The sequence below is a fragment of the Devosia sp. 67-54 genome, assembly GCF_001899075.1.
Classification (GTDB): domain Bacteria; phylum Pseudomonadota; class Alphaproteobacteria; order Rhizobiales; family Devosiaceae; genus Devosia_A.
Window position 1 is genome coordinate 865679 of sequence record NZ_MKVA01000005.1, and the last position, 20318, is coordinate 885996.

The 20318-nt window shown below is 67.9% G+C and carries 16 protein-coding genes; 9 read left to right on the forward strand and 7 right to left on the reverse strand.

All coding sequences use genetic code 11. From position 1 onward, the window contains the following. Positions 1-45: 45 nt before the first annotated feature. Both BGO82_RS09400 and BGO82_RS09405 read right to left on the reverse strand, forming a co-directional pair. Entirely contained in the window at positions 46-486 is a 441-nt protein-coding gene (locus BGO82_RS09400) for a DUF1801 domain-containing protein (RefSeq protein ID WP_291305293.1), read from the reverse strand. 12 nt (positions 487-498) lie between these two features. Further along, positions 499-3897 (reverse strand): hypothetical protein, encoded by a 3399-nt coding sequence (locus tag BGO82_RS09405; protein WP_291305294.1) that lies wholly within the window; start codon positions 3895-3897, stop codon positions 499-501. A 203-nt stretch (positions 3898-4100) separates the two neighbouring features. Between BGO82_RS09405 and BGO82_RS09410 the strand changes: the two genes are divergently transcribed. Both BGO82_RS09410 and BGO82_RS09415 read left to right on the forward strand, forming a co-directional pair. Beyond that, positions 4101-4583 carry a peroxiredoxin gene (locus BGO82_RS09410; RefSeq protein WP_291305295.1) on the forward strand — a complete coding sequence of 161 codons (483 nt, stop codon included), beginning with the start codon at positions 4101-4103 and terminating at the stop codon, positions 4581-4583. Between the two features lie 85 nt (positions 4584-4668). Continuing rightward, complete coding sequence (locus tag BGO82_RS09415) at positions 4669-5862, forward strand: M23 family metallopeptidase (protein WP_291305296.1); 1194 nt, start codon at positions 4669-4671, stop codon at positions 5860-5862. A 15-nt stretch (positions 5863-5877) separates the two neighbouring features. On the opposite strand, the gene prfB is transcribed toward BGO82_RS09415, so the two are convergent. Then, positions 5878-7006 (reverse strand): peptide chain release factor 2 gene (prfB, locus tag BGO82_RS09420; RefSeq protein WP_291305297.1). Its coding sequence is split into 2 segments (ribosomal slippage): positions 5878-6936 and positions 6938-7006, totalling 1128 coding nucleotides; the frame shifts between segments, so codons are not numbered across the junction. A gap of 94 nt (positions 7007-7100) precedes the next feature. Here prfB and BGO82_RS09425 point away from each other — a divergent pair. Beyond that, on the forward strand, positions 7101-7346 hold the full coding sequence (locus tag BGO82_RS09425) for a BrnT family toxin (protein ID WP_291305298.1): 246 nt from the start codon (positions 7101-7103) through the stop codon (positions 7344-7346). Next, positions 7343-7612, forward strand: a complete 270-nt coding sequence (locus BGO82_RS09430) for a hypothetical protein (RefSeq protein ID WP_291305299.1) — start codon at positions 7343-7345, stop codon at positions 7610-7612. Before BGO82_RS09425 ends, BGO82_RS09430 begins: the two co-directional genes overlap by 4 nt. 1 nt (position 7613) lies before the next feature. On the opposite strand, the gene BGO82_RS09435 is transcribed toward BGO82_RS09430, so the two are convergent. Further along, positions 7614-10127 carry a penicillin-binding protein 1A gene (locus tag BGO82_RS09435; RefSeq protein ID WP_291305300.1) on the reverse strand — a complete coding sequence of 838 codons (2514 nt, stop codon included), beginning with the start codon at positions 10125-10127 and terminating at the stop codon, positions 7614-7616. A 130-nt stretch (positions 10128-10257) separates the two neighbouring features. Further along, positions 10258-11553 carry an N-acetylmuramoyl-L-alanine amidase gene (locus BGO82_RS09440; RefSeq protein WP_291305301.1) on the reverse strand — a complete coding sequence of 432 codons (1296 nt, stop codon included), beginning with the start codon at positions 11551-11553 and terminating at the stop codon, positions 10258-10260. A gap of 628 nt (positions 11554-12181) precedes the next feature. On the opposite strand from BGO82_RS09440, the gene BGO82_RS09445 reads away from it, so the two are divergent. The 3 genes from BGO82_RS09445 (at position 12182) to BGO82_RS09455 (ending at position 16186) form a co-directional block, all read left to right on the forward strand. Continuing rightward, entirely contained in the window at positions 12182-14983 is a 2802-nt protein-coding gene (locus BGO82_RS09445; protein ID WP_291305302.1) for a ribonuclease E/G, read from the forward strand. A 69-nt stretch (positions 14984-15052) separates the two neighbouring features. Next, positions 15053-15772 carry a YafY family protein gene (locus BGO82_RS09450; RefSeq protein WP_291305303.1) on the forward strand — a complete coding sequence of 240 codons (720 nt, stop codon included), beginning with the start codon at positions 15053-15055 and terminating at the stop codon, positions 15770-15772. A gap of 48 nt (positions 15773-15820) precedes the next feature. Continuing rightward, a complete protein-coding gene (locus tag BGO82_RS09455; RefSeq protein WP_291305304.1) occupies positions 15821-16186 on the forward strand; it encodes a VOC family protein in 366 nt (121 codons plus the stop codon). Here BGO82_RS09455 and BGO82_RS09460 read toward each other — a convergent pair. Together BGO82_RS09460 and BGO82_RS09465 are read right to left on the reverse strand one after the other, a co-directional pair. Continuing rightward, a complete protein-coding gene (locus BGO82_RS09460) occupies positions 16183-17610 on the reverse strand; it encodes a hypothetical protein (RefSeq protein WP_291305305.1) in 1428 nt (475 codons plus the stop codon). The two genes, BGO82_RS09455 and BGO82_RS09460, sit on opposite strands and share 4 nt — an antisense overlap. 35 nt (positions 17611-17645) lie before the next feature. Next, complete coding sequence (locus tag BGO82_RS09465) at positions 17646-18791, reverse strand: aminotransferase class I/II-fold pyridoxal phosphate-dependent enzyme (RefSeq protein WP_291305306.1); 1146 nt, start codon at positions 18789-18791, stop codon at positions 17646-17648. Between the two features lie 134 nt (positions 18792-18925). Between BGO82_RS09465 and BGO82_RS09470 the strand changes: the two genes are divergently transcribed. Together BGO82_RS09470 and aroQ are read left to right on the forward strand one after the other, a co-directional pair. Further along, positions 18926-19783 carry a DsbA family protein gene (locus tag BGO82_RS09470; protein WP_291305307.1) on the forward strand — a complete coding sequence of 286 codons (858 nt, stop codon included), beginning with the start codon at positions 18926-18928 and terminating at the stop codon, positions 19781-19783. 71 nt (positions 19784-19854) lie between these two features. Then, positions 19855-20295, forward strand: a complete 441-nt coding sequence (gene aroQ, locus BGO82_RS09475) for a type II 3-dehydroquinate dehydratase (RefSeq protein ID WP_291305308.1) — start codon at positions 19855-19857, stop codon at positions 20293-20295. Positions 20296-20318 lie beyond the last annotated feature (23 nt).

Genomic DNA, 20318 nt, shown 5'->3' on the forward strand with positions numbered 1-20318 from the left:
CCATCATAGCAGGCAGGATGAAGGTTTCATACCGTCGGCCGCCTTTCACCCCACCGCCGTCTTCACCAGCGCGGTGATGCGGGCTTCCTCGGCGGCGGTGAGCCTGGTGATCGCGTAGACGGTCGGCCACATGTTGCCGTCGTCGAGCTTCGCCGCGTCGTTGAAGCCGAGCGTGGCGTAGCGCGCCTTGAACTTGCCGGCCGGCTGCAGGAAGCAGACCACCTTGCCGTCGGCGTTGGCGTAGGCCGGCATGCCGTACCAGGTCTTGGGCGTCAGGCCCGGGGCGGCGGCGCGCACCAGCTTGTGCACCTTTTCCGCGATGGTTTTGTCGGTGCCGGTCATTTCGGCGATCTTGGCGAGCAGGTCGGCCTCGCCATTGGCGCTGCCCTTGGCCTGGCCCTTCTTTTCGGCCGCGTATTCGCGCATGGCCGCCTTCTCTTCGGCCGAAAAGGTCGGCTCCGCCTTCTTGCCGGGGGCTTTTGCCATCGTCCTGTCTCCTTATTCGACCCTGGGCTGTTCCTTGGCGCGGTATTCGAACAGCGAGCGGAAGGCGCCCGGCGCCAGCGCCGACATCGGGTTGATGCGGAAGTCCGGCTTGTCGAGCGGCCCCTTCACCTGGAAGGTGATGCCGAACAGCCCGCCCGCCGGGCCGCCGCCCAGCGGCCCGAACAGCTTGCCGAAGGCGTTGTTGATGCCGAACATCGGGATCACCGTGCCGACCAGATCGTACTGCTTGCTGTCGGTGTAGATGAAGCCCTTGCCGCTGCCGCCGATGCTGTCGCCGGTGACCACGGCATTGTTGATCTGCACGCGGTCGACGCGGTGGGTGAAATCCACCTGCGCGCTGCGGAAGGCGAGGTTGTTGCCGCGCGACAGCAATTGCACGCCCTCGGGGTGGCCGCCGAGGATATTGGCGACGTTCTTTTCGTCGACGATGGCGAAATTCTTGATGTTGACCACGCCGGTGTCGACCTTGGCGCCGCTGTCGGTGGTGAGCAGCAGGCTGCCGTCGCCGCCCTGCAATTGCGCATAGACGCCGACCAGCCTGAGCAGCGTGCCGAGGTCGTTGAACACCACCGACATCGAGCGGCCTTCCGGCGTCGGGTTGGTGACCACCGAGACGGTCGAATTGCCGGTCAGCTGCGCCTGCAGGCTCACCTTCTTGAGGTCGCTGCCCTTGAGCGCCAAATTGAGCGACATGTTGTAGGCGGTGGTGGCGTAGAAGCCGAGCGCCCGCTTGAGCTCGGCGTCGATGGCGAGGGTCTGGGTGAAGCTGGTCGCCTGCGGCCCGGCCGAGCCCTGCTCGAGGCTGAACGAGCGCTTGAGCAGCGGCTTCAGGTCGAGCTGGTCGCCGCGCACGCGCACCGCATAGCCGCCATTGATCGGGGTCAGCGAAATCTGCGCCGCATCGCCCGGGCTCAGCGCGAAATTGGTGAACTCGGCCGATTGCAGGCCCTTCTTGGCGTCGATCTCGAGCCCGCCCTCGAGCTTCACGTCGCCGAAGCCGAGCTGGAGCTTGCTGACGTCGGTGGTGTTGCCCGCCTGCTTGATGTTGCCCGAGGCGCTGCCGGCGACGCCCGCCGCCTTGCTGATCCCGAGGTCCTTGATGTTGAGCGCGGCGTTCTTGAGATCGACCGCCACGTCGATCGAGCCGTCCGACAGCGGCTTGGCCAGCAGCGCCACCTTGCCGGTCGCGAACTGGCTGACGTCGTAGCCGAGCTTGCCGAGGTCGCCGAGGTCGACCGTGGCGTTGATCACCGTATTGGGGTTGCGCGGGTCCTTGAGGTCGCCCTCGACCGTGGCGCTCGCCGTTACCCCGTCGATCGCCGCCGAGCCGCCGACGCGGAAGCCGGCCGGCGTCGCCATGAAGGACAGTTGGCCGTCGCTGAACGAGTGCCCCTGGATCGGCGCCGAGCTGCCGAAATCGACGACATTGCCGTTGATGGTGTAGTCGATCTTCTTGGTCTGCATCTGCGCGTCGAGCGTCAGCGTCGACAGCAGCCGCACGTTGAGGTTGCCGTCGAGCGTGTCGATGTCGACCGGCAGCTTCTGGCCCTGCAGCGGATCGGGCTGCACCTGGGCGAGGATCGCCGACAGCGCCGGGATCTTGCTCGACACGTCGCCCGAGAGCTCGACCAATTGCTCGCCGGCATTGGCGCCGGGGGTCATCACCACGGCGGCGTTGGCGACTTCGATATTGCCCTGCCTGGTCTGGATCTGCCCGCCATCGGCGGCCAGCGTGATCTCGGAATCGTGCATCTGCAGCCGCGTCTTGCCGATGATTTCGATCGGCGCCATGCTGTCGAACGGCTTCACCTTGACGCCGTCCGCGACCATTTCGACGAACACCCCGTTCTGCGGAATCCTGGTGAGGTTGTTCATGTCGAGCGTTCCCACCGGGAACGCGAATTTCATGTTGGCGCTTTCGAGCTTGCCGCCGACCACGCTCTTGAGGAACCACGCCCGCGCGTCGGGACCGAGGAAATCCGGCCACATCGCCTTGAGCGCGCTGACGTCGACGTTCTGCGCCGCGACCGCCATGTCGAAGCCGAGCCCCTTGCGCAGCAGGTCGAGGCGGCCCTTGCTCTCGATGCGCGTGCCGTCCGGGCCGCTGAGGATCGCCTGGTCGATGCCGACGGCGCCGTAGAGCGGCGCCGACCAGCCCTTGAAGCTCATGTTCTCGACCGGCTGCGTGTCGCCGAGTTCGGGCGACTGCACCTTGATGTCGCTGGCGCTCATCGAGATGCCCACCGTCGGGCCGTAGAGCTCGTCGAGGCCGAGCTTGAACACGCCCTTCATCTTGGCCGAGAGCGCGCCCATGGTCAGCGCCGCCGCGTCCATGTCGAAGGTGCCGGTCTGCGGCGTCCAGCGCACCTCGATGATGTTGCTGGCGATGGGGAAGTAGTTGTCGCCGAAGCGCAGATCGGTGCCGGTCATGTCGACGTGGAAGTCGCCGTCGTGGATCTTGCTGGTCTTGGCGTCGAAGCCGATATCGAGCGAGATGGCCGAGGCGCCGACGATGCCGACCATGGAATCGGGGTCGTTGATCATCGGGGCGAAGGAGGCGAGGTCGAAATTGTTGAGCGAGACCTTCATGCGCGCCTCGCCCTTGTCGTTGAGCACGCGCTCCAGCATGCCCTGCATGACGGTGCCGCCGAAATTGGCCGAGAAGCTGCCCTCCACCGCCTTGCCGTTGGGCGTCGGGGCGATGTCGAGGTTGATGTCGGTGAAGGTGCGGAAGAAGCCGTAGACGGCGTCGTTCATGTCGACGGTGGCGTTCTTGATCACCAGCCGGGAGAAGCGGCCCATCTCGGCCTGCTCGATGATCGAGGAAATCCCCGCCTCGGCGGCTTCGAGGTTGAACACCAGCCAGTCATTGTCCGAGCGCATGTGCGTGGCTTCGGTCTGCTCGCCGCGCACGTCGATGCCGCCGGCGTGGATGCCGGCGTCGGGGAACGCCGTCGAGCCTTCGAGCACGCGCACGGTGGCCGGCCCGCCATTGGGGTCGGGCACCACTTCGAGGTCGGCGAGGCGCGGGCCGAACAAATCCTGGTTGATCTGGATGTGCGGGCCGACCACCGTCACCGTGGCGCCGGGCTGGCCGATCAGCGCCCGCACCGGCGAGAAGCCCACCTCCAGCGCCTGCATGCCGATCTTGGCGCCCGAAGCGGTGTCCTTGTAGACCACCGGCGAAAACTGGATCACCGGCCAGGCGTAGCCTTCGAGCGCCAGCGCCATGTCGCCCAGTTCGAGCTCGGTGCCCTTGGGCATCGAGGCGACGACGACGTTGCGGAGCTGGCCGGCGAGGAACGGCAGCGGCAGCGGGTGCACCAGCAGCACGACGTAGAGCGCCAGCAGCAGTGCGAAGGGGATGCCGAACAGCCACGCGGCGGCCAAGCCGACGGTGCGGGCGACAGAGCGCCTGCGGACCCTCTGACCTGGTGGCGGCGTTGGTTTCAATTATGGTCCGAAAGCTGGTGACGGCGAGTCGAAGGGGCCCCCGGACTCATCCTCCAGGCGCAGTCTCTTGTCCGACGAGTCCGGCTGCAATATGGCACTTGGGTGCGAAAAATGCCCGGCCGGCCGGGCTTGGAGGCCTCATGGCGATGCTCGAGACGGGGGCTGCGGCGCCCGATTTCACCCTCCCCGACGACCGCGGCCAGAGCTTCAGCCTGAAGCGCCATCGCGGCCACCCGGTGGTCGTCTCCTTCTACTGCGAGGACGACAGCGGCGGCTGCGTCACCGAGAACCAGGAGTTCAGCGCGCTGGCGCCGCAGTTCGGAGACATCGGCGTGCCGATCGTCGCCATTTCCCCGCAGGACATTGAGTCGCATAAGAAATTCAGCGCCAAATACGGCTTCGCCCATCCCCTCCTCGCCGATCCCGGGCTGGCGGCGATCAGGGCCTATGGGCTGTGGGAGAAGAAGAAGCTCTGGGGGCACGAATTCATGGGCGTGCTGCGCGTCACCTATCTGATCGACGCCGATGGCCGCATCGCCGGCGTGTTCAAAGCGTCGCGCATCAAAGGTCATGCACAAAAGGTCCTCGACGCTGCGCGGCAGCTCGCCGCCTCGCCTGATTGAGGGTACGCCGGCGCACCCTTTTCGCCTTATTAACCTTAACAGACCATGATCGTCCCCAGCGTTTTTAGCGTCGTGGGAGTGGTCGGTGCGTGCGAAGGTTTCCCTGAGGCCGTTCGGCAAGGGCGCGGCGCCCGTTGCGACCTCCCCCGACGGCCGGCTCTCCATCCGCCCCATCGTCCTCTATCTCGGCTTTGCCGGGCTGCTGGCCACCAACGCACTGACGCTGGTCGGTTTCCTGATGGCGCCCGACGTCGCCAAGCTCTTTGCCGGCAAGGCCGATTCGGTGCTGACCGCCTATGAGGACCGCATCGCCCAGCTTCGCCTCGAGGTCGACCGCCTGCAGTCGCGCCACTACGCGCAGACCGGCGACATCAATCTGCAGTTGCAGGAGCTGGCGCAGACGCAGGAGGTGCTGGCCGAGCAGCATCAATATGTGAAGCAGCTCGCCGACAAGGCCGCAGCACTCGGCATCGAGCCGGCCGGCGCCCCGGCCGCCGACGATTCGACCCCCGCGGTCGACGCGCCCTCCGACCCGGCGCAGGATTCGCTGGGCGGCACCGATGGCGACACCGACGCCAAGGTCGCGGCGGCCACGGCCAGCGTCAACAAGATGATGGACGAGTCGCGCCTCGCGCTCGCGGCGCTCTCGGACGAAACCACCACGCGGACCGACCAGATCCTCGGCACCCTCGCGACCATCGGCATCAAGCCGAAACTGCCCGACGACGATACGGCGGAAGGCGGGCCGCTGCTGCCGCCGGTCGACGGCGCCGAGGGCACGTCGCTGATCGACGACGCCAACGACATCGCCGCCGCGCTCGACCGCTTCAAGGCGGCGCGCGACGCCGCCGCCATCGCCCCCGTGCACAAGCCGCTGAGCAGCTATTCGCGGGTGAGCTCGATCTTCGGCAATCGCAAGGACCCGTTCACCGGCCGCCTCGCCTTCCATTCCGGCATCGACTTCGCCGCGCCGCAGGGCAGCACGGTGATGAGCGCCGGCGCCGGCACCGTCACCTTCGCCGGCCAGATGTCGGGCTATGGCAACGCCGTCGAGGTGACGCACGAGGGCGGCATCATCACTCGCTACGGCCACCTCAGCGCCTTCCTCGTCAAGGAGGGCGACACGGTCTCGACCGGCTCGCCCATCGGCCGCGTCGGATCGACCGGCCGCTCCACCGGCCCCCACCTGCATTTCGAGGTGCGCCGCGCCGACACTGCCGTCGATCCGGCGCGCTATCTCAACGCCGGCAAGGTGCTGCAGAAGATCGTCACCGGCTGACGGCGGGATCGGCCGCTAGTCGATATCCTTGACGGTATCGGCATAGCCGGCAACGCGCGCCGCCAGCGAGGCTTCCATGAACGGATCGAGGTCGCCGTCGAGCACGGCGCCGGTGTTCGACGTCTCGTGCCCGGTGCGCAGATCCTTCACCATCTGGTACGGCTGTAGCACGTAGCTGCGGATCTGGTGGCCCCAGCCGATCTCGGTCTTGGACGCCGCCTCGGCATTGGCCGCCGCCTCGCGCTTTTCCAGCTCCTGCTCGTAGAGCCGCGCCTTCAGCATCTGCATGGCGGTGGCGCGGTTCTTGTGCTGGCTGCGCTCCTGCTGGCAGGCGACGACGATGCCGGTCGGCACGTGGGTGATGCGGATCGCCGAATCGGTGGTGTTGACGTGCTGGCCGCCGGCGCCGGACGAGCGATAGGTGTCGACCTTGAGGTCGGCCTCGCGGATCTCGATGTCGATCGAGTCGTCGACCACCGGATAGACCCAGGCCGACGAGAAGCTGGTGTGCCGCCGGGCGGCGCTGTCATAGGGCGAAATCCGCACCAGCCGGTGCACGCCGGCCTCGGTCTTCAGCCAGCCATAGGCGTTGTGGCCCTTGATCTGGATGGTCGCCGACTTGATCCCCGCCTCTTCGCCGGGGTGGATCTCCATGGTGTCGACCTTGAACTTCCGCCGCTCGGCCCAGCGCGTGTACATGCGCAGCAGCATCGAGGCCCAGTCCTGGCTCTCGGTGCCGCCGGCGCCGGCGTGGATTTCGAGGTAGCAATCGTTGTGGTCGGCTTCGCCGTTGAGCAGCGTTTCGACCTGCAGCCGCGCCGCGGTGTCCTGCAGCGACTCGATGGCCCTCTCGGCCTCCTTGACCACGGCCGCGTCGCCCTCGGCCTCGCCGAGCTCGATCAGCTCGATATTGTCACTGAGCTGCCGGGCGAACGATTTGACGGCGCCCACCTGCGCGTCGAGTTCGTCGCGCTGCCGCATGATGTCGCGCGCCTTGTCGGGATCGCTCCAGAAATCGGGCGATTCCGTGCGGGCGTTCAGATCCTCGAGCCGGGCTTCCGCAGTATCCCAGTCAAAGATGCCTCCTCAGCAGGCTCAGCACCTGCTCGATTTCGACAACGGCTTTTTCGGTTTCGGCACGCATGGACGAACTCACTTCGGTCGATTGCCGCCCATGTAGTGGAGCCGGCTGCCGGGCGCAACCTTGAGTTGCTCGGGCCACGGACCTATGTTTTTCCATGGAGTTCGAGTGGGATGAGGAAAAGCGCACCGAGGTCATTCGCATTCGCGGCGTCGACTTCGTGCTGGCAACCCAGGTCTTCAAGGATGTGGACCGCATCGAGGAGGTCGACAACCACAAGGACTATGGCGAGGTGCGCCACAGGACTTTGGGCTGGGTAGGTTCGAACAGATTGATGGTCGTCTATACCATGCGCGGCGAGGTGTGCCGCATCATCACGGCGTGGAAGGTCGAATCCAGATGAGCGACGAAAAGATCAGGCGTTACACCATGGCTGAGATCGAAAAGATGATCGCGGCCGGGCAATACTATCCTGTGCCGGACGACGCCCCTGCCCTGCCGGTCGATGATGAGTTCTGGCGGAACGCCAAGCCAGTGCGCCGGCCGGATCGCACGGTCGTGGAACTGGACGTCGCATCGGCCGCGGTCGAGCAGTTCAAGAAGGCCGGTCCCGACTATCTGCGGCGCATGGCTGACGTCCTCGAGAAAGCCGCTCGCAAGGCCTCCTAGCTCAGAACAGCCCCCCGCGGCCGAACAGGAAGCCGCGGCCGGAATCGTTCGAGCCGTCGCCGCCGCCATCGTCGATGTTCTGCGGCGGTTGCGGCCGGCCGCGGCTGGTGTCGGGGGTGCCGAAGCCGTCGTCGCCGCCGCCATCGTCGCCGATGCCGTTGAAGGCGTTGGAATTGACGCCGATCACCGAGGTCACGAGGTTGGGGCCGGTGCCCGGCTTGAACGCCTCGGCAATGGCGGCGCCGCCGGCCGTCGCCTTGACGCCGGTCTTGGGGTCGATCCAGATCTGCGACATGCCCGGCGGCATGTTGAACGGTGTCGGCGGCTTGCCCTTGAGCGCATCCTGCATGAATTCGGTGAACACCGGCACCGCCAGGCCGCCGCCGGTCGCCTCCGCGCCCAGCGATTTGGGCTTGTCGAAGCCGAGATAGACGCCGGTCGCGAGTTCGGGGGTGAAGCCGATGAACCACACGTCGCGGCTGTCCGAAGTGGTGCCGGTCTTGCCCGCCACCGGCCGGTTGAGCCGCTTGGCGTAGGTGCCGGTGCCGCGCTGCACCACGCCCTCCATCATCGAGGTGATCTGATACGCCGTCATCGGGTCGAGCACCTGCTGGCGGTTGTCGATGATCAGCGGCTCGCTCTGGTGCTGCCAGCTGGTGGCGTTGCAGCCGTCGCAGACGCGTTCGTCGTGCTTGTAGATGGTCTTGCCGTAGCGGTCCTGGATGCGGTCGATCAGCGTCGGCACGATCTTGCGGCCGCCATTGGCGATGGTGGCGTAGGCCGCCGTCATCTTCATGTCGGTGGTCTCGCCGGCGCCCAGCGCCATCGCCAGCACCGGCGTCAGCTTGTCGTAGATGCCGAACATCTTGGCGTATTCGGTGATCAGCGGCATGCCGATGTCCTGCGCCAGCCGCACCGTCATGACGTTACGGGAAAGCTCGATACCGCGCCTGAGCGTGCTCGGGCCGAGGAAGTCCTTCTCGTAATTGTCGGGCTTCCACACCGAGCCGTCGGAATTGACGATCTCGATCGGGGCGTCGAGCACCACCGAGGCCGGGGTGTAGCCGTTGTCGAGCGCCGCCGAATAGACGATCGGCTTGAACGCCGAGCCGGGCTGGCGCAGCGCCTGCGTCGCCCGGTTGAACTCGGACTCCGAATAGGAGAAGCCGCCGACCATGGCGAGCACGCGGCCGGTGCGCGGGTCCATCGCCACCAGCGCGCCCTCGATCTGCGGCACCTGCTGGATGGCGTAGCTGCCGTCCTTGCCGGCGACCGGCGCCACGTAGATCACGTCGCCCGGCTTCAGGGTCGAGAACTTCTTGCCCACCCATTTGGCGTCGGCGGTGCTGATGGTGCCGGTCTTGCGGTCGGGCAGCAGCTTGCCTTCGACGTCGTTGCCGGGCCTGAGCCCGATGCTGTCCTGGTTGCCGTCGGCCGACAGCACCACCGCCAGCGTCCATTCCGGCACGTCGTCGAGCGGCTTCACCGTGGCCACCGCCGGCCCCCAGTCGCCGGAGATGTCGACGGTCGCCACCGGGCCGCGGAAGCCGTGCCCGTGGTCGTAGCTCACCAGCCCGTCCATCAGCGCCTTGCGCGCATATTCCTGCAACTTGGGGTCGAGCGTGGTGCGCACGCTGAGGCCGCCGCCATAGAGCTGGTCCTCGCCATAGATGGTCGAGAGCTGCCGGCGCACCTCCTCGGTGAAATATTCGGCCGAATAGAGCTGCGTGCCGGACGAGCGCGGCGTGACGTTGAGCGCCTCGGCCGCGGCCTGGTCGTGCTCGGCCTTGGTGATGTAGCCATTGGCCAGCATCTGGTCGAGCACGTAGTTGCGCCGGTCGATCGCCGCCTGCGGATGCTTGAACGGATGGTAGTTGTTCGGCCCCTTGGGCAGGCCGGCGATATACGCCATCTCGCTCAGGTCGAGCTGGTACAGCGCCTTGTCGAAATAGTTCAGCGCCGCCGCCGCCACGCCGTAGGAATTGAGCCCGAGGAATATCTCGTTGAGGTAGAGCTCGAGGATCTTGTCCTTGGAGAAGGTGCTGTCGATCCTGAGCGCCAGGATGGCTTCCTGGATCTTGCGGTCCCAGGTCTGCTGCGAATTGAGCAGGAAGTTCTTGGCCACCTGCTGGGTGATGGTCGAGCCGCCGCCCTGGATGGAATCGTCGCCATTGGCGCGCGCCAGCAGATTGTCGCGCAGCGCCCGCACCACGCCGTCGATGGAAATGCCGTGATGGCTGTAGAAGTCCTTGTCCTCGGCCGAGATGAAGGCGTGGATGAGCTGCGGCGGGATGGTCTCGATCGGCTGGAACAGCCGGCGTTCGCGCGCATATTCGGCCAGCAGCGTGCCGTCCGCGGCATGGATGCGCGTCGTCACCGGCGGCTGGTAGTCCTTGAGCACGGTGTAGTCCGGCAGATCCGACGCGATCTGGTTGAGATAGATCGCGCCGGCGACGACGCCTGCCAGTGCGCAGAACACGCCGAAGCCGAACAGCCAGCCCAGTATGCGGAACATTAAACCCCTAGCCCGAAGAGTCGCGGCGCGGGAGGCGCACCCCGAACTCCGTCGGAAATCATCTCAGAAGGGCGGAAATATGAACGAAGCCGCACGACACCTCGCGCTTTAGCCGAGCCACGCCTGGAAGTCATCCTCCGCTCGCCGCGGTCAGCGGCGCCCCCAGATCGGAGCCGATGTCCTTGAAATAGCGCTGCACCCCGGCCGCGATGGCGTTCACCACCTTGTTGCGCCAGTCGACGTTCTCGAGGTTGGCGATGTCGGCATTGTTGCTCATGAAGCCCAGCTCGATCAGCATCGAGGGCACGTCGGGCGCCTGCAGCACGAAGAAGTCGGCCTGCCGCAGCGGGAAGCGCCGCAGCGCCACCGAGGGCTGCATGGCGTTCACGATGTCCTGCGCCGCGAGATAGGATTGCTGCCGCACCTGCCGCCGCATCAGGTCGACCAGCATCTCGACCGCCGCCGGCTTGGTGTCGGGCTGCAAATAGCCGGCGACGATGTCGGCGTGGTTCTCGCCGTCGGCCAGCACCTTGTCGAGGATGTCGGTCGCCCGCGCGTCGCGCGTATAGATGCTGGCGCCGCGGATGTCGGCCTCCTGGAAGGTGTCGGCGTGCAGCGAGATGAACAGGTCCGCCTTGTTCTGCCGCGCCAGGTCGACGCGCTCGTTGAGGGTCAGGTAGGTGTCGTCGTCGCGGGTCATGGCGACGTCGAACAGCCCCGTGCCGACGAGCAGGTCGCGCAATTGCAGCGCAAAGGCCAGGGTGATGTCCTTTTCGTGGATGCCGTTCGGGGCGCTGGCGCCGTTGTCGATGCCGCCATGGCCGGGATCGAGGACGATCAGCGGCCGGCTGCCGCCCGTCGCGGGGACCGAGGGCCGCAGCGGCACCGCCACGGCGGCCGGCGGCGGCGTCACCGCGGCGACGCTGGACGACGCCGCGCTCGCTGGCGCCGCGGGCGCTTCCGACGAGGCCGGGTCGGGGTCGGCCCCACCCATGGCGCGGGCCAGGTCGGCCGCGGCGCGCTGCTTGAAATCCGCATCGCTGGTCGGGATCAGGTCGACGATCAGCCGCGCCGGCTGGCCGCCGATCGGGTCGAGCACATAGGCCTGCTGCACCACCGCCGGCTGGGCCAGGGTCAGTTCCGTGCGGGCCCGCCCGTCTTCCGCCATCACCGTGTCGAAGGCGCTGACGAGGCCGCTGCCGCTGACCGCGCCGGGGCTCGAGATCGCCACCGTCTGCGCCTTGATGTCGATGGCGATGCGCTCGGGCGCATCGAGCGAGGCGATGGCAAATTCGGTGGTGCCGGTGAGGTCGACGATCAGCCGCGCCCGCTCCGGGGTCGTCGTCACGCGCGCGTCGAGCACGTCGGGCAGCCGCGCCGCGGCCCAGGCGGCGGGGGCCCAGAGCGCCAGGAGGAGCGCAGCCACCCACATCCGCAGGCGTCCGCGTCCCGCGCGCGCGGATCCCTCAGAATTGAACAACAGGTGGGCGCTCCCCATATCGGCTGTGGCGACACAAGCTGAGTCTTTAGGCGATTCTGCGGCGCCGGCGGCAGCGATCCGCACGCACGAACGGCTTACAACCTCATGGTTTCGTTACAGCGGGGAGTTTTCGATTGCCAACCGGCGGCAAGGGTCCTACACGCTGTTGCTGAGGCGGACTGCTGCCCCATCCCGCGCGACCACGGCGTAGGCCGTTCCCGGAAAGCAAGGCAGCAGAGGGACTTACGATGGAACATCGACGTCCCGAATGCGGCAGATTCCACCGCCTCGACAAGTTTTCGGTTCGTTCCGGACCGAGCGGTACGCCGGGTTTCCGGCGACCACACAGGAAGAGGTTGGATGACCACTGGGTCGACAAAACCTGACGCAATGCCCCTATCCGCTTGCGCTTTTGTCATTGCTGCCCAGCCAGTCGACAGCCTCGGCATACCCCTCGGCGCATCGTTCGTACGCGCCTCAACCCTCAAACCTGTGGCCGCGCATGGCGCACGACGGAGGCGCCCGGTTCGCCGGGCCCCCAGTGTTGGCGCGCGACGGCCTGGAGTATCCCTTTATGGCTATCAAGAGAATGCTGGTGGATGGCATCCACCCGGAAGAAACCCGGATCGTCGTCACCAACGGTAACCGCCTCGAAGAATTCGATTTCGAATCCCAGAGCCGCCGCCAATTGCGCGGCAACATCTACCTCGCCAAGGTCACCCGCGTAGAGCCCTCGCTGCAGGCAGCGTTCGTCGAATATGGCGGCAACCGCCACGGCTTCCTGGCGTTCAGCGAAATCCATCCCGACTACTACCAGATCCCGGTCGCCGACCGCGAGGCGCTGATGCGCGCCGAGGAAGAGGCCGAGCGCGAGGAGCATGCCGCCGAGATCGCCGACGAGCCCGAGCCGGTGCGCAGCGCCGCCGCCGAGGCGCCGGCCGTTGAGGCGGTGTCGGCGCCGGTCGACAGCGCCGAGGACGATCCGGCCGAGCAGACCGAGAACGCCCCCACCGAGGCGGATGCCGAGGCCGACCCGCAATCCACCGTGCCCGGGCCGGTCGAAGCCGCCGAAGACGAGGCCGGCGAGGACGACGATCCCGGCCATATCGAGCAGGCGCCGGCCAACAACGAGCCGGTCGAATCGCTGGGCGGCAGCGGCGATCTGCTGGAAGAGACGCGCGAGCGCCGGCAGCGGCAGCCGCGCCGTCACGCCTACAAGATCCAGGAAGTGATCAAGCGCCGGCAGGTGATGCTGGTGCAGGTGGTCAAGGAAGAGCGCGGCAACAAGGGCGCGGCGCTCACCACCTATCTCAGCCTCGCCGGCCGCTATTCCGTGCTGATGCCCAACACCGCCCGGGGCGGCGGCATCTCGCGCAAGATCACCAACGCCGCCGATCGCAAGCGGCTCAAGGACATCGTCGGCGATCTCGAAGTGCCGCAGGGCCAGGGCATCATTCTGCGCACCGCCGGCGCCTCGCGCACCAAGGCCGAGGTCAAGCGCGACTTCGAATACCTGCAGCGGCTGTGGGAAAGCGTGCGCACGCTGACCCTGCAGTCGACCGCCCCCTGCCTCGTCTACGAGGAAGGCTCGCTGATCAAGCGCACCATCCGCGACCTCTATTCCAAGGACATCGACGAGCTGTGGGTCGCGGGCGACGACGCCTACCGCGAAGCCAAGGACTTCATGCGGATGATCATGCCGAGCCACGCCAAGAACGTGCAGCTCTACAAGGACGATCAGCCGCTGTTCTCGAAGTACAATGTCGAGGGCCAGCTCGACCAGATGTTCTCGCCGCAGGTCACCCTGCCCTCGGGCGGCTATCTGGTGATCAACCCCACCGAGGCGCTGGTCTCGATCGACGTGAACTCGGGCCGCTCCACCAAGGAGCACAATATCGAGGACACGGCGCTGCAGACCAACCTCGAGGCGGCTGAGGAAGTCGCCCGGCAGCTCCGCCTGCGCGACCTCGCCGGCCTCATCGTCATCGACTTCATCGACATGATCGAGAACCGCTCCAACCGGGCGGTGGAACGCAAGCTCAAGGACGCGCTGAAGAACGACCGCGCCCGCATCCAGGTCGGCCGCATCAGCCATTTCGGCCTGATGGAAATGAGCCGGCAGCGCATCCGCTTCGGCGTGGTCGAGAGCTCGACGCACAAATGCCCGACCTGCAACGGCACCGGCCTCGTCCGCTCGGTCGAGAGCGTGGCGCTGATGGTCATGCGCAACGTCGAGGACCACGTGCTCAAGAAGCCGGGGCAGTCGATCAACGTCCGCGTGCCGGTGGACGTGGCGCTCTACATCCTCAACTCCAAGCGCACCACGCTCAACAATCTCGAGGCCAAATACGGCCTCTCGATCACCATCGTCGCCGACGACCATGTCGGCCCGCAGCACTACGCCATCGAGCGCGGCGAGGCGCGCGCCATTCCCGGCGAGCAGCCGCAGGCGCAGCATGTGCGCGTCGACAGCGCCATCGTCGAGGAGATCGACGACGAGGCGGTCGAGGACGAGGACGACGAGGAAGCGGACGGCGAGGCCCGCGAGGCGCGCTCCGACGACAATGGCGAGCGCAATGGCCGCCGTCGCCGCCGCCGCCGTGGCGGCCGCGACCGCGAGCGGGGCGACCGCAACGACCGCCCGCAGCCGGCGCAACTGGCTGAAGCCGACGCCTCCGACGAGGCCGAGGGCGACGGCGAAGACGACGAGGCCGCGCCGCAGCAGGCCAACGGCAATGGCGCGCATGACGAAAACGGGGATTCCCGCCGCCGTCGCCGCCGCGGCCGCCGCGGTGGCCGCCGCAACCGCCGCGAGGGCGGCGATGTGGTGAACGGCGATGCCGGCAATGGCGCCGAGGCGCCGGCCGAGGGCGTCGCGGGCATCAGCGAGGAAGGCGCCGAGCGGATTGTCGCCGCCGTGCTGGCGCAGGACGCGATCGCCGCCGAAGCCGGCGTCGAGCCGGCGATCACGGTGATCGCGGCCGAGGAGGATGCCGGCGAGGACAAGCCGCGCCGTGCCCGCCGCAGCCGCAAATCGCCCGACGCCGACGCCGCGGTGCAGGACGCCGTGACCGATGGCGCCGAGAACACCGCCCGGCCGCGCAGCCGCTCGCGCCGCGCCAAGGCCGCGCCTCCCAGCGAGGCGGAGGCGCTCGAAGCCGCCGAGGCGATCGCCGTGATATCGCCCGAGCCGGCGCCCGCGCCCGCTGCGGACGCAGCGGCGGCGCCCGAGCCGGATCTCCTCGAGGAACGCCCGTCGCGCCCGAAGAAGGAGCTGCCGCCCGACCAGATCGTGGTCAGCTCCTCGGCGCCCGCCGCAACCGACGAAAAGCCCAAGAAGGCCGGCTGGTGGCAGCGCGGCTTCTTCGGGGGCTGATCGGACAGGGGCGGCTTCCGGGCCGCCCTTTTCTTTGCCCGCACTGAGCCGGCCGGCTATGCTGGCCCGATGTCCCGCACCGAACGCCTGCTCGATTTGCTGCAGATCCTGCGCCGCCATCGCGCGCCGGTGTCGGGGGCAACGCTCGCGGCCGAGCTCGACGTGTCGATCCGCACGCTCTATCGCGACATCGCGACGCTGCAGGGCCAGGGCGCCGAGATCGACGGCGAGCCTGGCCTCGGCTACGTGCTGAAGCCCGGCTTCATGCTGCCGCCGCTGATGTTCTCGATTGACGAGCTGGAAGCGCTGGTGATCGGCATGCAATGGGCGCGCCGGCAGGACGACGACCGCCGCCTCAGCCAGGCCGCCGCCAACACCCTCAGCAAGATCGCCGCCGTGCTGCCCGACGAATTGCGGCGCGAGCTCGATGCCGGCACGCTCTACGTGCCCAACCGCCGCAATCTGCCGGTGCAGGTCGACTCGTCGCTGCTGCGCGACGCCATCCGCAAGGAAATCAAGCTGCGGATCGGCTATCGCGACGATGCCGGGCGCGAAACCGAGCGCATCATCTGGCCGTTCGTCATCGGCTTTTTCGAGCAGCACAAGGTGGTCGGCGCGTGGTGCGAGCTGCGCGAGGATTACCGGCATTTCCGGCTCGACCGCATCGCCTCGGCGGCCGCCACCGGCGAGCGCGCGCCGCGCCGCCGCCACGCGATGCTCAAGGAGTGGCGCGAGAAGATGGATCTCGAGCGCGCCCGCTGGCAGCGCGAGGCCGCTGCCAGAAACTGACAGCCGGCGGGTGCATCAGAGGGGCGTTCCAGCCACGGAGTACCCCCGATGACCCACCCGAACTTCATTCTCGCCTATGTCGCCAGCGCGCCAAGAAGCGCCGCGCTCTACAGCCAATTGCTCGAGGCGCAGCCGGTCGAAGCCTCGCCCGGCTGGGCCCTGTTCGCGCTACCCAACGGCCTCGCGCTCGGGCTGTGGAGCCGCGACGAGGTCGAGCCGCGCGCCACCCTGCCCGGCGGCACCGAGATCGGCTTTCCGGTCGAGAACGACGCTGCGGTGACGGCAACGCGCGACGCCTGGGCCGGCCTCGGCCTCAAGATCCTGCAGGAGCCGACCCGCATGGATTTCGGCTACACCTTCACCGCCGCCGACCCCGACGGCCACCGGCTGCGCGTGTTCGCGCCGGCGGCCTAATCCGGCGCGGCGCCGCGCACGTCGATCACCGCCACGGCATCGGCATAGAGCCGGTGCCACCCCGGCATCGCCGCCATCGCCGCCGCCAGCGGCGTCCCGGGGGTGAGCATGGTCCAGCCGACGTCGTTGTCCGCGAGCACGGCGGCGACGTCGGCCGGCCGGCCGGCGAGCAGCGTGTTGTAGCGGTCGAGGAAGGCGTCGCCGTAAAGCTCGGCGCGCGAGTCGATGTAGGGCGCGATGCCCGCCCGGATGAGGTAGCCGCCGAACTCGTAGGCGTTGAGGACGTGCTGCGTCCGCAGCGCGGGCGGCACCGCGGCGATCGCCGCCGCCGGGTCGCGCCCGGTCACCGGCGCGGCGATCGGCAGCAGCAACCGCAGCGTGGCCAGCAGCGCCACCGGCAGCAGCACCCACGCCGTCCCGCCGGCCGGCATCCGCCCCGTCCGGCCGAGCGCCGCGGCGATCGGCTCGGCCAGCAGCAAAATCCCCAGCAGCCCCAGCAGCATTTCGTGCCGTTCGGTCCTGATGCTCAGCGCCAGCAGGCCGAGCAGCAGCAGCCAGCGGATCCAGCCGATCCGGGGGCGCCGCAGCAGCCAGAACACCGCGAAGGCCAGCACCACCACATGCAGCGGTTGCACCGCATCGAAGCGCAGCGGCGACCATTCGCCGATGCCCTGCACATTGTGCATCGCCAGCAGCCGGATCGGCTGCAGCAGCCCGTCGAGGCCGAACGGCGTGCACAGCGCCGCCGCCACCGCGGCCGCCGCGAACAGCAGCCAGCCGCCGAGCGCGCGGCGATCCTCGAGCACCGCCTCCAGCGCGAACGGCGCGATCACCGCGATGCCGGCAAGGAAGCTGCCGTGCATATTGGCCCACAGCACCATCGCTGCCAGCAGGCCCCACGCCGGCCGCCGCCGTTCCCGGCGGGCGGCCAGCAGTCCCCCGAACCACACTACCATCACCGGCAGCACCAGGATATGCGGGCGCGCCAGCAGATGCGGCGCGAACAGCGCCAGCCCCGCAAGCAGCGTCAGCGCCAGCGGCAAGCCGCTCAGCGACCGCCCCGCCTCCCGCGCCAGCAGCCAGGTCGCGAGCCCGAACGCCGCCGCCGTCAGCAGCATCACGCCCGGCCAGCCGGCAGCGGCAAAGCCCAGGCTGAGCAGCACCTCCGACAGCCATTCATGCGCCACCCAGGGCTGCCCGGCGAAGGTGTAGGAGAACGGGTCGACATGCGGCACGGCCCGATGCGCCAGGATCCAGTCGCCGGCGCTCAGATGCCACCAGGTGTCGCCGTCGTTGAGCAGGTTGAGCGGCCACAGCACCAGCGCGAAGACGGCGAGCGCGAGCAGCGCCGGCTCCTGCCCCGCCGCCCAGCGCAGCAGGCCGCGGCGCGACGCGGGTCCCGTCGATGCCGGTGAAGACTCCATCGCCCGCAGCCTAGCCGGGCGGCCTTAACCTCGGCCTAAGCCTTGAGGAACCGCCGCAGCCGCTCCAGCGCCTTGTCCATGGTCTCGCGGCTGCCGGCATAGGAGAAGCGCACATAGCGGCCGCCGTTCACCCGGTCGAAATCGACGCCGGGGCTCGCCGCGACGCCCGCCTCGGCCAGCATGCGCTTGCAGAAGGCCAGCGAGTCGTTGGTGAAGCGGCTGGCGTCGGCATAGGCGTAGAAGGCGCCGTCGCCTTCATCGACGCCGAAGCCGAGCGCCCGCAGCCCCTCGGTCAGCAGCGGCCGGTTGGCCGCGTAATGGGCCTTCTGCGCCTCGGCATAATCGCGCTCGCCCAGCGCCGCGGTCGCTGCCACCTGGCTCAGCGTCGGCGCCGCGATGAACAGATTCTGCTGCAGGATCTGGGTGCGCCTGAGGATGTCGTCGGGCAGCACCATCCAGCCGATGCGCCAGCCGGTCATGCAGTAATATTTCGAGAAGCTGTTGATCACGATGGCGTCGCGGGTGAACTCCAGCGCGCTCACCGACGGCCCGCGATAGTCGAGCCCGTGATAGATCTCGTCGGAGATGAAGCGCACGCCGAGCCGGGCGCAAACGGCGACGATCTCGCCCAATTGCGTCCGATCCACCGCCGCCCCGGTCGGGTTGGCGGGCGAGGCCAGCAGCAGCCCGGCGAACGGCTCACGCGCATGCGCCGCGGCGATCGCCGCTGGCGTCAGGTGCCAGCCTTCGGCGGCGCTCACCGGAATTTCCACCGGCCGGTAGCCCATGCCGTAGAGCGTGTTGAGATAGGCGGTATAGCCCGGCCGCGTCACCGCGATCTTGGCCCCGGGTGCAAAGCCGCCGAGGAACGCCAGGATGAAGCCCGACGACGAGCTCATGGTGGCGATGATCGAGTCCTCGCTCACTGCCACGCCGTGCTGCTCGCGATAGTAGCGGGCGAGCGCCGCCCGCAGCGCCGGCATGCCGGCGAAATGCGTGTAGCGCTGCGGCCCGTCGAGCACGCCGCGCACCGCCTCGATCACCCGGGGCGCCGGCGGCGCGGCGGGCTGCCCCTGCTCGAGGAAGGCGATGTCGCGCCCCTCTGCCTCGAGCGCGCGGGCCAGCGCGTTGATCTCGAGGCCATGGAACGGCTCCATGCCGGCGGCGGTCGGGCTGGTCATAACTTCGTCGTCTTCGCTGGCGATGAGGGCATTCGCCTAGCGTCCCCGGTCAAATCTCTCAACACAAATTGATTTCCGGCGCGGCGCCGTGTCTATCGTCGCGGTGCTAGCATCCGCCGGCCGGAGGGAATTCGATGTCGCGCCTGAGCCTTGTCCTCGTGCTGTTGGTCGGCCTGCTGGCCGGCGGCCTCGGTTCGCTGCTGCTGCGCAGCGGCGCCGACCAGACCGAGCTCAAGGCCGCCATCGCCGAAGTGCTGGCGCAGCAGGACAAGCCGAAGGCCGCCGCGGCGCTCGATCCGGCGGCGGTCAACAAGCTCATCGAGGACTATCTGATGAGCGATCCGACCATCCTCACCCGGATGACCGATAAGCTCGACGCGGAGCGGCAGGTCGCGTCCCGCGCGGCGATGAAGAGCCAGCTCGACGCCCACGCCGCCGAGATCTATCAGGCCGCCGACAACGTCGTGCTCGGCAACCCCAAGGGCGACGTGACGCTGGTCGAGATGTTCGACTACAATTGCAGCTATTGCCGCGGCGCCCTGCCCGACCTCGCGACGCTGATGGCCGAAGACCCCAACCTCAAGGTCATCCTCAAGCAGTTCCCGATCCTTTCGGACGGCTCGGTCGACGCCGCCCGCATCGCCGTGCTGGTGGGCGAGGATCCGAAGATCAACTATTGGGACTTCCACCGGAAAATGTTCGCCGAGCGCGGCGAGGTCGGCGCCAGCCAGGCGCTGCAGGTGGCCGAGCAGGTGGGCGGCAACCGCGCCGAGCTGATGCTCGACATGAACGGCAAGAAGGCCACCGACGCCATCCAGGCCACCTACAAGCTGGCCAAGGCGCTCAACATCGGCGGCACCCCCACCTACATCCTGGGCGACGAGATGATCCCGGGCGCCGTCCCCATCGACCAGCTCCGCGCCAAGATCGCCAATCTGCGCGCCTGCGGCTCCACATTGTGCCCGGCGGCGGCCCCGATTCCGGCCGGCTGAGCCGGATTCCCGTGCAATTCTGAACGGTCCGCTTGCACCCGCACGTCCCGGCAGTGCACAACGCCGAAACCATGGCCAAGCGTATCCTCGTCATCAACGGCCCCAACCTCAACATGTTGGGTATCCGCGAGCCCCAGACCTACGGCACGCAGACGCTGGCCGACATCGAGGCCATGTGCAAGGCCGAGGGCAAGCGCCTCGGGCTCACGGTCGAGTGCCGGCAGACCAATCGCGAAGGCGAAATCTGCGAGTGGATCCAGGCGGCCTACGGCAAGGCGCACGGCATCGTGCTCAATCCGGCCGGCTATTCCCACACCTCCGTCGCCATCCGCGACGCCATCAGCGCCGTCGCCATTCCGACCATCGAGGTCCACCTCAGCAATATCCATGCGCGGGAGGAATTCCGCCACTTTTCCTATGTTTCTGCGGTCGCGATCGGGGTGATTTGCGGCCTCGGCGCGGCGGGGTATAGGCTGGCGCTCGAAGCTTTGGCCGAACGGCTGGGCGCCTGAACCGAACCCGAAGAAGAAAACGT